The sequence below is a fragment of the Colwellia sp. BRX8-5 genome, assembly GCF_014077325.1.
Taxonomy (GTDB): Bacteria; Pseudomonadota; Gammaproteobacteria; order Enterobacterales; family Alteromonadaceae; genus Colwellia_A.
In genome coordinates, this window is record NZ_JACGVR010000042.1 from 18090 (window position 1) to 32077 (window position 13988).

Here is a 13988-nt window from a genome sequence, read left to right on the forward strand (position 1 = left end):
CAAATAGATAATAGCCGTTCACTTCAGCATGTCATAGGCATGATGAAGTGAAACGGGTATGTTTTTGCTAAGGTTGTGGGGTGTAAATTTTATCTGCGGGGTTAAATAGCATCCATGACGTTAACACATACTTATCTGATGACACCGGTACATTGCCTCTGTGGGTATGAGTAAAGCCACAAGGAGCAATAACCATAGTGCCAGCTTTTGGCTTAACACTTCTTTCTTGATAGAAAAAATCAGTTTCACCACCTTCTTCGACATCATTTAAATATATAAGAAAAAGCAAATTTCTGTGCAAGGCATTATTATCACCAAGCTGTGGAAATATTTCAGAATGCCAATAATTATAATTGCCTTTACCCTGTAAATATTTTTGGGCATTAATCGGGGCGAGCCTAAATAAATACTGTATTAAATTGACTAAATTAGGTCTACCTACCTCTTCAAAGTTATCAGCGGTTAGTTGTACGGGCTGCTTTGTCACAGGGTGCTGTACGGTTAAAGAAATACTGCTGATCAAGCTAAAGTAGTATTTGCTGACATACTCAGTGATATGAGTAATACAGGCTTGTAAAATGGTTTCCAGTGCCGGCTGAAATTCAGCATGCTGATTTAAATAAATATCCTGGCTAATTTTTTTACTAGTATCTACGCCGCCACCGGTACGTCCTTGGTTTTTATGCGGACTCCTTTCAAAATCATGAATGAATCTTTTACAAAACTCTGGAGAAAGGGCGTTAGGGTATAGTTCTATAAAGTCAGTCATAGTTTGATAAGCTTCAATAAATATTGATAATGAAAATACCATAGCAATAGCTTATATTCTATTAACTTCGCTTGTACACTTCAACACAATGAAAAAGTATGTAAAATAAGCTCACTTAAAATCTGTGGAAAATATTTATGTTCAGTGAAAAATTAATGCCAAGATTTAGCGATACCGATGCGCTAGGCCATATAAATAATACCTTGTTACCTGTGTGGTTTGAAGGAGCGAGAGATCCGGTCTTTCGGTTTTTTATGCCTACATTAGATACAAAAAATTGGCAGTTAATTCTGGCTAAAATTGATGTGGAATTCCATGCTCAACTTTACTATGGTGAAGAAATTGAAATCCGCACCTATATAGGTCGTATAGGTGGGTCATCGTTTACTGTTTACCAAGAAGCGTGGCAAAAAAATAAAAAGTGCGCCTCAGGAACTGCCGTTATGGTTCACTTTTGTTTTGAAAATCAATCGTCTTTAAAAATACCTGAGCAGATAAAAATAGAAATGAAGGCTCACCTTTTTCCAGAAGAATAATGTCGGTTTAAAATAATCAAAAAATAAACTTAAAAATGCACTGAAACTCAAAGAAATTTTTTACTCACAGTGATAGAATAATTGCCACTTTTTAAAATTGCATCGATAAATTATTTTATGTTTGTCGATAACGTAAATCAGTAAATAAAATATTTACGCACAAAGATAGGATTTTTTCATGGCCGGTGTTAATAAAGTAATCATTTTAGGTAATTTAGGTAAAGACCCAGAAGTACGTTTTATGCCTAACGGTGGCGGCGTTGCTAATCTTACTATTGCAACTTCTGAAACCTGGAAAGATAAGCAAACTGGCGAGCAGAAAGAAAAAACAGAATGGCATCGTGTTGTTATGTTTGGAAAATTAGCTGAGATTGCTGGCGAATACCTTAAAAAAGGTTCGAAAGTATATATCGAAGGTTCATTACAAACGCGTAAGTGGGCAAACCAACAAGGCCAAGATCAGTACACCACTGAAATCGTTGTACAAGGCTTTAATGGCTCTATGCAAATGCTCGACTCACGTGGTCAAGGTTCTGGCGGTCAGTCAGCTGGCGGTTTCTCTGGTCAAGCTTCACAGCAGCAAGGTGGCTTTTCTGGGCAATCATCACAGCAGGCTCCGCAACAAGCACCACAGCAACAAGGTGGTTACTCTCAGCAAGCGCCACAACAAAGTCAACAACCTGCTTATGCACCAGCACAGCAACAAGGTGGCTTCAATGCACCACAGCAGCAAGGCGGTTATTCACAACAAGCACCACAGCAGCAAGGTGGTTTTGCAAATCAAGGACAACAAAAGCAATCAGCTCCTAAAGTTAACCCTCAAGAGCCAACGATTGATTTTGATGATGATATCCCGTTCTAGCGAACAATCAGTCTTAAAGTGCCAATTTAGTCACTAGAACTCAATCAAACCCAACGTAACTGTTGGGTTTTTTGTCTTTAGTCTAAAATTTTTATTATTGTTGTAGAAGCTAAATAAAGATCGAAACAAAAATCCCATGCAAGCTACTTATGCCGTTGAGTACAAATGTGCTTTTGTGAATGAAGATAGAAACAAATGTTGCAGTAAGCTTTATCTATTAAAAAAACACTCTAAATAAAGTTGGAACCTGTCTTCAACTGCCATAATTGAACCTTAATAATTATTCGAAAAACATCATGAAATAACTGTGTTAACGTCTCCTGTGTGCGCTAAGCGGAATAAAAATTTTGATATTGAGAGTGTTTGTCGAGGTCAACTAAGCACCCGTTAGTTGACCTAAGCAAGTTCGACAGCTAACTTAATAACCCTCAGCTTAGCGGACGTCCCCCAAATCGACTTTGATGCTAATTTCAGGATAAAAAAAGTAAAAATGATGCTATAGAGCGAGGACAATCTCTATGACTGCTGAAAGCTCAAAGCCGACTGTGGAGTTCAACCTTTAGATGTTAACTATGATACAAAAGTAATTGTTGATCGAATAAGAAATCAAAGTTCGCGTTATCAACATTCGAATTCACTAGCAACGGATAAAACTCTGTTAGTATGCATATATTGAATTCCACCATCTTGTTTTATGCTAATCTCATGAATATAGAAATAGATAAATTACTATAAAATCAATATCTTGATTTTATAGTAAGACCAATGAATGACATGTCAAACCAACTGATTACAAGTCAGTTGCTAGGTGGTAAATATGTGTTGAATATACTGGTATGTAGTGATGTTACGGTGTTGGAATACAACAATTAGCATCACTGAGTTTTAATCAATTACACTACTGAAACACTTGTTTTAAGTGGTTTCAGCATGAATGTTGTAGTGGTTTATATCAGGTTAAAGATGAAATTTAATCATCTAATAATATTTTTATACTAAAACTAGTTTTATTTACAGTTTGTTAATATTGTTCAATCGAAACAACTGGTTGACAAGTTGTTTTTTGTCAGATTATTTTACAGTGTTACTTAATTAAACACTGCATAAATTATCATAATATTGAAATTGTTTGATATTTTAATTTTGGTATGTTTTTTGCATAAAAGCAAGTATATTAATAAATTACTATTTAAACAATTACCTACCAAATCTAATGGAAAGGGATTAAAAAGGAAGCTCAAATGAAGTTTAAATTTTATAAGAATCTAATTATTAGTTTTATGTTGGTCTGTGGAATGCAAGCTAACGCGGGGTTGATAACTGGTGGTAACGAATGGTTAGAATTAGATATAACTAGTGGTAAGTCAAAGTTATATGTAGAAACCAATATCTTAACTCAGAGTCAGTATAAAGATTACGAATACGCGACTGCAACTCAAGTTAATGAGCTTTATTTAAGCATGACCGTCGGAGTATTTAACGCTTTAGACAATCAGGGTGGTTGGATGCAACTGAACGGTCTTACCGCACAGCAGAAGCAAGTTTATGATTGGTTCGCCGGAGGATACTCACAAAATCGGTCATTTGGCTTCACCGGAGTCACAACGTCAAAGTATAACCGTGGGTACATTAACGTGCGCAGCCCAAATACGACTGGCGCGTTTTGGGTCGGGCATATCGACTTAATGTATAATACTGTAAACGGCGTTAATACTGATAGGGGACATAACGATCGTCCAATTGGTGATAATATCAGTTTAGCGAATACCGCGGGGATCACACGAAACACAAAGACTGAGGACCAGGTGTGGATGCAGCACGCATTAGTTAAGAAAACTGATGTGCCGGAGCCAACCACACTCGCTATTTTTGCATTAGGAATGATTGGTTTAGCATCACGTCGATTTAAGAAACAATCCTAATAGAGTTTTTAATATTGATTCTAGAAAACATCAATTGTAATGATTGGTGTTTTTTTGTTTCTGATGATGGTAAATCAGATTGTTTCACCACTAAACCATCACCATAGGATTAAGTATTCTTTGCTAACCCTGATGAATAAAGACTTCAGGGTAACATTGTTAGCACTACTTTAAGCCAATTGGTAGATTTAGCTACAAAATACTCTCCTATCGAATGACCGCAATGGTGGCGGAGTTGCCAGTCATGGAATAAATTATTGGTTAGGGGAATCTATGCCCTCTGAAATGCTCATAGTTGACCTAACCACTTGAAAAGCTTAATGTCTGCTATACAACTATCAGAAATTGAATACTAAAAACGACTAAAGCAAATAACTAACAATATTAAATAAGAATAAAAATATGGATAATCAATTACCAAAACCTTTAATCATCACTATATCCCTCATTCAAGGGATCTTATTAACTCTGTTGTACCAAAGTGTCGAACATAAAATATGGCCTTCTACAGAGCCTATTTGGTTAATATCGTTAGTTACTGTTTCAATTAGCTTCCCTTTACTCACACTATTATCAATTACAAAAACTAATAGCAAAGCGACAGTAAAATATTTATTACCTTTTACTTTATTATTATCTGTTTTAGGTGCTTATGTTGGCTATCAACAAGAACCAATAGAATTTGTTAACAATGGCAGTGTTATCGGTATATTTTGTTTTACTGCTCTTATAGCTGCTTTTAAAGCGTTAATGTATATCCAACAATATCTAAGTCATGAAGAAATTAGTTACAGCTCACTTTTTAAATTATCATGGCGAAATTTTATTATATTCGGTGAATGTTGGTTATTCGTTTTAATTTTTTGGGGAATCTTACATTTAGGGGCTGGATTATTTTCTGTTTTAGAAATTGAGTTCTTTAAAGAGTTATTAAGAAAAGATTGGTTTGTTATACCCGTATTAAATCTTGCTTTCGGTTTTGCCATTATAGTTTTTAGAAATATTATTTTCACGGTTGATAATATTTCTACAATTCTGCAAACATTAATTAAATTTCTTTTACCTGCATTAACCATCGTTTCATTAGGTTTTCTAGCAACATTACCTTTTACTGGTCTAGATACACTCTGGAAGACGGGTACAGGAAGCTTGTTGGTAATGTGGTTACAAGCATTAACATTGTTTTTCGTGAATGCCGTTTATCAAGATGCTTCCCATGAACGTCCATATCATAATATTTTACACAGACTAATTTTTATTGGAGTAGGTGTATTACCCATTTATAGCCTTATTTCATTTTATGGCCTCTGGCTTCGTATTGACCAATATGGATTAACAGTTGATCGTTGTTGGGCTGTTTTAATTTGTGTTTTACTTGCATGTTTTTCTTTCGGTTATTTAATTGGCATTATTAAAAAGCGGGATGCATGGTTAGAAACACTCAGTAAAGTTAATATATCTATGGGAATTGTTGTCCTTGTTTCTATGTTATTGGTTAATTCTCCACTATTAAACTTTCAAAGTATTTCAGCTTCAAGTCAATTATCACGATTGCATGATAGTGAGATAACATATGATGAATTTGATTATCAATATTTTGATAGATCTTTAGGACGACAAGGTTATATAGAGTTGCAAAAACTTAAGACCGAATTAAAAGATTCAGCTCCTGAAAAGATAGCTATTATTGATAGAATGTATGTAAACCATCAGAATATTGCTAAAGATGAATTAAGTCTTGAAGATTTTCTGCAATTTGTTAATTATTGGCCTAGTAAAAATGAGTTTCCAGAAAATTTAATTGAAGCTGTTTATAGCGAAGAAACTAAGAATGAATGGACTACATATCGCGGAAACAATTATTATTTCATTGCTAAAGATTTAAACGAAGATGGTGAGTTAGATTATATAGTTATTGAAGAAAATAATCATTCTACATCCGCTGACCTGTGGTTTTTGAAAGATGAGCAGTGGAAATCTAAATATATGCAAACGAGTAACCCTAATGATAATAGACTTATAAAAGATTATCTTTTAAATAATGAAGTTGAAGCCGTTAAGCCTAAATGGAAAAATTTAAAAGTAGGTGATCTAACGTTTAGAACCTCACTAGATTGAAAATAAATAGCCGTCATATGACGGTTTTCCCTTTATGCTGCATTTAAATTTATACATGTTTTAATGTCTTAAATTCACAAGTATGGAGGTGCATTGCACGGACTAACTTAAATTTCGGCTTAAATACTTCCGTTACTTATGTTTCGAAAGTGGCATTAATTAAAGTTAGTGACTGCTTGCTCTACTTTAGCTTTTGGTACTTTGAAGTCATGACGTGAACGACCGCTGTGGTGGCTCAGGAGTCAGTCATGGTGATGTTCAATCGAGTTGGATGATGCTATGACAGCTATGACTCCTGCAAGCTCATTCCTGCCAATGGTGTTTCATTTCTGGAGTTTAACTATTGCCTGATAGCAGACAATCGCTTTAGTTGATTTTTAGCTTCGTTTTAAGTTCACAAGTGTTAATAAGCGATGTTCAGCGAAAACGCTCAGACACCTTTGTAGTAATATTTCACTACAAAGGTGCTTGGCTTGCTTTAATTTTCGACACTAATTTGGATGACTAGTGTTGCTTTGATAATATTTCTTCATACAATACCTGCATGAGTTTCTGACCGTTTTCGGTGCTCCAGTCTTGAGCAAGTTCGGCAACTAACTGGTTGGTCGTTGTCAATGTTACGCCATTGTTTTCCATGCGTCGTAAAGCGGTATCGTCAGCCGTTTGGGTGGGAGATCCTGAGCCGTCAACAACAACCTGAACATTATAACCTGCTTGCACTGATGTTATAGCTGGGTAAATCACACAAACGTCAGTCGTAATACCCGCAATGATAAGATTTTTTCGTCCAGTATTTTTTACAGCATTGGCAAAGCCCTCATCTTTCATAGAATCAACCATGCCTCCTCGTATAACTCGATTAGCGTAAGCCTCTGGTACCGCCTGTTGTAACTCTTCAAACAAAGGTCCCTGTGCCTGATCTTCCATGCTAGAGGTAAGAATTAACGGCATACCAACAGCATCAGCCGCTCGTGCCAATGCAATGGTATTCATTTTAATTTCTTCCAGGCTCGCAGAGCCGACCCAGCCCATAGTGCCGACTTGATGATCAATAAGTAGCATAGCGGTATTTTCTGGTGTAAATAGTGGTGATTTCATCATAAACCTCGTTGGTTGGTTGAAGGCTAAACCTGAATTGGCTTAGCCTACGTGTAGATTAGTTTCTGTTTTATTGATTAATAAGCGCTTGTGTCAATCGCTTGATATTGCGTGTACCTTCGTTCAAACGGTCAATACTCGAATGTACCGACGGTCCTGAACTGATAATGGTTTGCTGCAATGGTTGCCCTAATGCCACCATAATGGTTGCACCGAATTCGCCGGCCGTTAATTTAATATTTGCATCTGATTTGTTCAACACACCTTGACGCTTCGCTTTTAGTAATGAGCCATTAAGGTCAATTTCACCTGAACGAACATAAACAAAACCTGTAGTTTGACCTTTTTCGACAGCATGCTGCCATTTTCCGTTTGGTTTTATGGTTACTTCCATATAAGTTATGGCGACACTGTGTTTAGCAGGGCTGACAACACCTTCATGTTGGCCGATTAATACCTTGGTTTGACTGTAGGAAGTAACGACTATCGGAGCGTCATTTTTCTGGGCTAATGAGTAGGTCACAGCGCCCATTTCAACATCATCTTCGGGTAAAAGCGTCCAAAGTTGAAAGGCGTCGGTTGTGCCGCGTTCTGGATACACGGTCTCTTTGTGTAAAACACCCGCACCTGATGCCATTAGTTGGACACCTCCGGCTTTAAGTTTGCCTTTATTACCATCAGTATCTTGGTGAACGATGTCGCCGATTGTTGGGTAAGTAATAGTGGCAATTCCGGAATGACCGTGAAATCCAAAGCCCGCCGTACCTTTTAGCCCTTTGGTCTCAAAGTGATCCCACAATACAAATGGGTTCAGTTGCTTAATATTGCTTTGGTTGATAAAACTGGTCACTGGACCATGCTGATGGCCTGTTCTAGTTTCTATAATGGAGCGACTCATGTTTTGCCCTTGTGCAGTTAAACGATGAAATTATATTATTTCATTTTTTACCTCTTGATTAGATGGTATAATTGAGTTTAACTATCCCATTAGTGATAAATGGTTATTAATGATTGATTTAAATGAAATTTATGTGTTTGTGAAAGTGGTAGAGGCAGGCAGTTTTGTTGGCGCAAGTAAGCAATTAGCGATGCCCTCGACCACGGTAAGCCGAAAAATCCAAAAACTTGAAGATACGCTTGGGGTTCGGCTACTGCAAAGATCGACGCGCAAGCTTCATCTTACAGATATTGGGCGACACTATTTTGAAAATTGCCAGCAAAGTTTAGTTGCCATTGAGGAAGCTAACGCCTTAGTCAGCCAATCTAGAGCAATGCCGACGGGCGTGTTGCGTATTACTTCCCCCACAGATTTCGCCATCAATTACTTACAATCTTGGATGAATGACTTTTTGGCGTTATACCCTGATGTGCAAATAGAGCTGGAAGTAACCGATCGCTATGTCGATATTATCGAAGAGCGCATTGATATCGCGTTTCGCTCTGGTGAGTTGAAAGACTCCAGCCTTATTGCACGACGCATTGGTCCAAAACAGAGTGTATTTTGCGCTAGCCCTGATTATATTGCACGGGCGGGCAGACCGAAGACCCCCCCGGACTTGACCCAACACGACTGTATTATCATGGGGACGAGTTTGAAAAATCAGACTTGGCGATTTATTACTGAAAAAGATGAAATATCGGTTCCCGTAACGGGACGATATGCGGTTGATAGTATGCAATTAGTCGTTAAAGCTGCCCACAACGGCATGGGCATTGCCCAAGTCCCTTACCCTTTAGTTATCCAGTCTTTAGAAAAAGGTGAACTCATTCGTTTATTGACCGACTACTCGCCACCGATACAAAGCATATATATCATTTACCCTTCCCATAAGCATCTTGCCCGAAACGTGCGAGTTTTTATTGATCATGTGGTTGCGTTAACTCAGCCACATGCTCCGTGGGATGCTAAACTTTAACTGGAATTTATCGCGTTTTCTATCCATAGTTATCAATGAGGGGGAACTCAAGAAACTGCTACTACACTTAAGTTTTCTCATCTAATACTAAAGAGGAAACAATGGAGTTTGCAGCTCATGGCGATATAAAAATTAAGTGGTTAGGCAATATTTTGGTTGTCAAACCTTCAGGCCCCGTAAATCTTGAAGGGGCTGAGTACTTTGCCCAATGGGTCAATAAACAGATCACAGATAAAAACTTTACTTATTGGGTTCTTATTATTGAATTCAAAGATGTTGACAGTCTGGCCACATCAGATGCCTATCAACATTTACAGTCCCATCTCAAGGAAGATATTGCATTAGGCTGTGTGTTTTTGGGGTTGGTCGGTGGTAATTCGCTTGGGATATTATCTTGCGAACGTGCAGCCAGAGAATCAGGCTTGCCCGTTAAGCAATTCACTGATTTTGCGAGTGCGGTTGATTACATGATAAATAACATCCACGGTATTTATGTTAAGGACTAAGTTTATTTCCGAAACCGACTACCCAGTTAGTCTGGTTTAACAAGCAATAAAGCGAACTTAGTTACCAAGGGGGCTATTATCAACACCGTTGGAAACGCAACAGTAAATGCGAGCGCAAATGCCGACATCCAGCGTATCAAAAAAGTTGCGTCTAAGCCTGAATTCCAAGCAACCAGCACCCCTGACATGATCAGTGCCATAAACGCTGACATGAAAAATGAAATTAAAATCGGTAGATGTGCTTTTTTGAAGATCATTGTATTCATTCCTATTGATATCATCTTAGGTAAAGTTTATCAAAAACGTAAAAAGGCTCCCTCTGCTCAGTGAACTTTTCATCTGAGCTAAGGTTAACTTTTTCTAACTAGGAGCCTTTAAGTTCTGTTAGTGCCTGTTTTAGACTCTTTAGTTGAGGTAATTGATCTCTCAATGCCGGAATATCAGCCTGAAATTCATCATTCTTGAACCAAGTAAACATAGTGGACATCTCTTTGCTCATAGGGGAAAACAACCAACCGGGCATAGTCAGGTAACTTGGTTTTTTACCCATCACTTGCATGTAAATTTCTTTAATTTCTGCAAACGTTTTTTCATCTCCCGCTAATTCTATCGCCTGATCCATGAAGCTGTCCGGTTGAGAGAATACCAAGGCTACATAAGCACCAATATCATCAACGGCAGCAAACTGGATCTTGCGATTCTTTTTCAGCGCCCAAGACAACAAGCTCCAATTAATAAAGGCAAAACTACCTTCTGCGAGAAAATTTTCAACAAAATAGGCTGGCCTGACAAAAGTGTAGGGTAATCCTATTTTAGCAATGTGGCGTTCGATCTCTCCTTTACTGTCGAAGTGCGGAATGCCTGTATGACGTTCTGCACCGCCTACTGAAGAATAAACAAAATGTTCAACCCCCGCAGCTTTCGCGGCATCAGCTAAAAATTTACCTTGGGCTATTTCAACAGCTATGCTGCTAGTCCAATTATTCTGAACAGAATACACCCCGTAGGCTCCTTTAAGTATCGGAGTTAAGGTTTCCGGTTTATCCAGATCACCAAAGACCACCTCCACGCCCATTTCACGTAACTTGTCTGCGCCTTTACCATACAGGTTACGAGACACAGCCTTAATGGTAAAATCTTTACTCAGTAAATGTTTGACGACTGCGCCACCTTGATTTCCGGTGGCACCTGTAACTACTATAATTTTGTTCTCAGCCATTATCTTCTCCAATTTCATGTTTGCTTAGCGACAGGAAAATAGTAGCAAGGAGTTAATTGATTAACTAGATGGTGAAATTGAGCTTTACTATCCCGCTACTGGGATAATTGAATTCTTCAGATAATCGATTACATGCAGTTGTATTTAATTGACGGTCATAAGTTAGGTATTAGTTTTATTATTGCTGGCTTTACTCCACTACACTGATTTGTTGTCACATGCAGATACTTTACAAAGATTAATCGCACTTTATTTAATAACTTCACTGTGGCTGATGTTAACTTCCATATACGAACATCAGTTGCAGCAAAACGCCTCAAAGTGATCAAAAAATTGGAATGGAAAACCGGAAATCGAAGGTCCGCTTTTATCGTAAATACTTATATCGATGCTTATGACTCGAATGACCGCTGTGGTGGCACAGTTGCCAGTCAGTCTTAATAGATTATTGGCAAAAATTTATCATCGAATAACTCGTTTTCATATACGAGGAACGTCCGCTATCAGGAAGCTGTTAACGTAATGTGGTTGTTCAGTCATGTCCGCTCTAGATCAAAATATACAAAAAAATCCAATCTGAATTTTAAAATGCTTATGTCTCGAATGTGGCAATAGCGACGATGATCAAAATTAATTTACTTAGATTTTTTAATCAGTTTTAACTAATGCTAATATTCTTACTTTGTTAAGACATAGCTGATTAGATGGAAAATTTTCATTACTTTGTTAGAAAGTTGCCCAAAACTTTAGCTTATATGTCGCGCTGTTCAATGAGCTATCTAGAAAAACAGAGGGATATGCTCCGTTATCAGTAATGTCTAATGGGCATGTTTATGAGCTAAACGCTTTAAGTTATTGATGGCTTTTGACGATGTTGTGTATGCCAATACAATTTCTCGTGTGAGTTGTAAGCCGACTATTGGCCTAAAGACCACGTCACTGCGTTTAATAATTTCACTGTGTGCGGGTAAGAATGCGCAGCCTAAACCAGCATGTACCAAGCCAAGTGCATAATCTATGGTAGTGATTTTTGCTCGTACGTCGAGACTAATACCGGCGATCGCTAAAGTGTCTTGTAGATGATCCCAAGCACTGCAAGGCATTCGCTGAATAAAAGGTAAGCCATCTAACTGTTGAATTGTGACGGTATCTTCAAGGGCAAATATATGGTCATAAGGAACGGCAAGTAAATAATCTTCATGCCACATGTCTATATACTGCTCATTTTCCTGTAATTCATCTTTTAGAATAATACGTGCATCAACATTTTCAGTATGTGGCACTAAAGTCAGTTCGACAGAAGGGTTTGCTGAGGTGAATTCTTTTAATAATAAGCTCATACGTTCAACACCTAAGCCGCGGGTAACGCCTAAGTTAAAAGGTTGCTTATGGGTTTTTTCTGAAAAAACGTTTTTTATTGCACCTGCTTGCCCTAACAGCTGTTTGGCCAATGGAAATAGTTTTTTACCTTGCTCTGAAGGCGTTACACCACGTGCATGGCGAATAAAAAGTTTTACTTTCAGTTGTTGTTCAAGTTGTGCTATTGCTGCAGATATTGAAGGCTGGGCAATAAAACACGCTTTTGCAGCAGCACTAAAACTTTTTAACTCATAGACTGTAATAAAATAATTGAGTGATTTTAAATCCATAATAAACTTAGTCAACCTAGGTATAGCTTTAAACTATATCAGTTAAAGGAAAATAATGTTTTAACTTTGGCTAGTATTTGCTTATTATTTTTGCACTTAATTATTTCTCAGCTTAACAGGTAATTTCATGTCTCATTCAAGCAGTGCAAACCGTCCCTCATTTAAATGGCAAGATCCACTTTTATTGGAATCTTTATTGTCTGAAGAGGAGCGAATGATCCGTGACAGTGCGCATCAATATTGCCAAGAAAAACTAATGCCAAGAATATTAATGGCTAACCGAAATGAAGTGTTTGATGTTGAAATTATGCGCGAACTAGGTGCACTGGGCTTATTAGGCGCTACATTACCTGAAAAATATGGCTGTGCAGGCGTGAATTATGTTACTTACGGCTTAGTTGCACGAGAAGTTGAGCGTGTAGATAGTGGTTATCGAAGTGCGATGAGCGTGCAATCATCTTTAGTTATGCATCCAATCTATGCTTATGGTAGTGAAGAGCAACGGATGAAATATTTACCTAAACTAGCGTCTGGTGAATACATTGGTTGTTTTGGTTTAACTGAGCCTAATTCAGGCTCAGATCCAGGTAGCTTAACTACACATGCTACTGCGGTTGATGGCGGTTATCGCATTACGGGTAATAAAATGTGGATCACGAACTCTCCCGTGGCAGATATTTTTGTGGTTTGGGCCAAACTTGATGGAGTGATTCGTGGTTTTGTTTTAGAAAAAGGCATGGAAGGTTTAAGTGCACCAAAAATTGAAGGTAAATTTTCATTACGAGCATCCATTACCGGTGAAATCGTTATGGATAATGTTTTTGTACCTAGCGATAATATTTTACCAAATGTTAAAGGTTTATCAGGCCCATTTGGTTGTTTGAACAAAGCACGCTATGGCATTGCTTGGGGCGCTTTAGGCGCTGCAGAATTTTGTTGGCATGGTGCTCGTCAATACACACTAGACCGTGAACAATTTGGTCGTCCTTTGGCGGCAACACAGTTAATTCAGAAAAAATTAGCCGATATGCAAACCGATATCACCACGGGATTATTAGCTTGCTTACAAGTGGGTCGTTTAATGGATTCGGATCAATTAGCACCAGAAGCTATATCGCTGATCAAACGTAATTCATGTGGTAAAGCATTAGAAATTGCTCGCATGGCTCGTGATATGCACGGTGGTAACGGTATTGCTGATGAGTTTCATATTATTCGTCATATGATGAACCTTGAAGCGGTTAATACTTATGAGGGTACACATGATGTGCATGCCCTGATACTAGGTAGAGCACAAACTGGTTTACAAGCATTTTACTAAAACACTGAATAAGGCGTATTTGATACGCCTTTTATTTATGCTTTTTTTGATGCTTTATGTAGCCCTATAGCA

Annotated in this window: 13 protein-coding genes; 7 read left to right on the plus strand and 6 right to left on the minus strand. The window is 37.9% G+C overall.

The genetic code is table 11. The features are described from left to right. Positions 1-67 precede the first annotated feature (67 nt). A complete protein-coding gene (locus H4J62_RS18390) occupies positions 68-769 on the minus strand; it encodes a 2OG-Fe(II) oxygenase (protein ID WP_182217963.1) in 702 nt (233 codons plus the stop codon). 137 nt (positions 770-906) lie between these two features. Here H4J62_RS18390 and H4J62_RS18395 point away from each other — a divergent pair, with 137 nt between their 5' ends. The 4 genes from H4J62_RS18395 to H4J62_RS18410 all read left to right on the plus strand — a co-directional run bounded on the left by H4J62_RS18395 (position 907) and on the right by H4J62_RS18410 (position 6207). Continuing rightward, positions 907-1305 carry a thioesterase family protein gene (locus H4J62_RS18395; RefSeq protein ID WP_182217951.1) on the plus strand — a complete coding sequence of 133 codons (399 nt, stop codon included), beginning with the start codon at positions 907-909 and terminating at the stop codon, positions 1303-1305. Positions 1306-1483: 178 nt separating this feature from the next. After that, positions 1484-2167, plus strand: a complete 684-nt coding sequence (ssb, locus tag H4J62_RS18400) for a single-stranded DNA-binding protein (protein WP_070375599.1) — start codon at positions 1484-1486, stop codon at positions 2165-2167. A gap of 1241 nt (positions 2168-3408) precedes the next feature. Continuing rightward, positions 3409-4089 (plus strand): PEP-CTERM sorting domain-containing protein, encoded by a 681-nt coding sequence (locus tag H4J62_RS20550; protein ID WP_259364972.1) that lies wholly within the window; start codon positions 3409-3411, stop codon positions 4087-4089. Positions 4090-4491: 402 nt separating this feature from the next. Further along, positions 4492-6207 carry a DUF4153 domain-containing protein gene (locus H4J62_RS18410; RefSeq protein WP_182178096.1) on the plus strand — a complete coding sequence of 572 codons (1716 nt, stop codon included), beginning with the start codon at positions 4492-4494 and terminating at the stop codon, positions 6205-6207. A 504-nt stretch (positions 6208-6711) separates the two neighbouring features. Here the strand turns inward: H4J62_RS18410 and H4J62_RS18415 are convergent. Together H4J62_RS18415 and H4J62_RS18420 are read right to left on the minus strand one after the other, a co-directional pair. Next, positions 6712-7305 carry an isochorismatase family protein gene (locus H4J62_RS18415; protein ID WP_182217953.1) on the minus strand — a complete coding sequence of 198 codons (594 nt, stop codon included), beginning with the start codon at positions 7303-7305 and terminating at the stop codon, positions 6712-6714. 70 nt (positions 7306-7375) lie between these two features. Next, a complete protein-coding gene (locus tag H4J62_RS18420) occupies positions 7376-8203 on the minus strand; it encodes a pirin family protein (RefSeq protein ID WP_182217955.1) in 828 nt (275 codons plus the stop codon). A gap of 109 nt (positions 8204-8312) precedes the next feature. Between H4J62_RS18420 and H4J62_RS18425 the strand changes: the two genes are divergently transcribed. Continuing rightward, positions 8313-9221, plus strand: coding sequence for a LysR family transcriptional regulator (locus H4J62_RS18425; RefSeq protein ID WP_182217957.1), 909 nt, complete (start codon positions 8313-8315; stop codon positions 9219-9221). 101 nt (positions 9222-9322) lie between these two features. After that, the gene (locus tag H4J62_RS18430; RefSeq protein ID WP_182217959.1) at positions 9323-9727 is read left to right on the plus strand and encodes a hypothetical protein; all 405 of its coding nucleotides are present in this window, start codon (positions 9323-9325) and stop codon (positions 9725-9727) included. A gap of 26 nt (positions 9728-9753) precedes the next feature. On the opposite strand, the gene H4J62_RS18435 is transcribed toward H4J62_RS18430, so the two are convergent. The 3 genes from H4J62_RS18435 to H4J62_RS18445 form a co-directional block, all read right to left on the minus strand. Further along, positions 9754-9984, minus strand: coding sequence for a DUF2798 domain-containing protein (locus H4J62_RS18435; RefSeq protein ID WP_182218690.1), 231 nt, complete (start codon positions 9982-9984; stop codon positions 9754-9756). Between the two features lie 107 nt (positions 9985-10091). Further along, positions 10092-10946 (minus strand): NmrA/HSCARG family protein, encoded by an 855-nt coding sequence (locus H4J62_RS18440; protein WP_182218688.1) that lies wholly within the window; start codon positions 10944-10946, stop codon positions 10092-10094. A gap of 818 nt (positions 10947-11764) precedes the next feature. Beyond that, the gene (locus H4J62_RS18445; protein WP_182218687.1) at positions 11765-12595 is read right to left on the minus strand and encodes a LysR family transcriptional regulator; all 831 of its coding nucleotides are present in this window, start codon (positions 12593-12595) and stop codon (positions 11765-11767) included. A gap of 127 nt (positions 12596-12722) precedes the next feature. Between H4J62_RS18445 and H4J62_RS18450 the strand changes: the two genes are divergently transcribed. Continuing rightward, entirely contained in the window at positions 12723-13916 is a 1194-nt protein-coding gene (locus H4J62_RS18450; RefSeq protein ID WP_182218685.1) for an acyl-CoA dehydrogenase, read from the plus strand. The last annotated feature ends 72 nt before the right edge of the window (positions 13917-13988 follow it).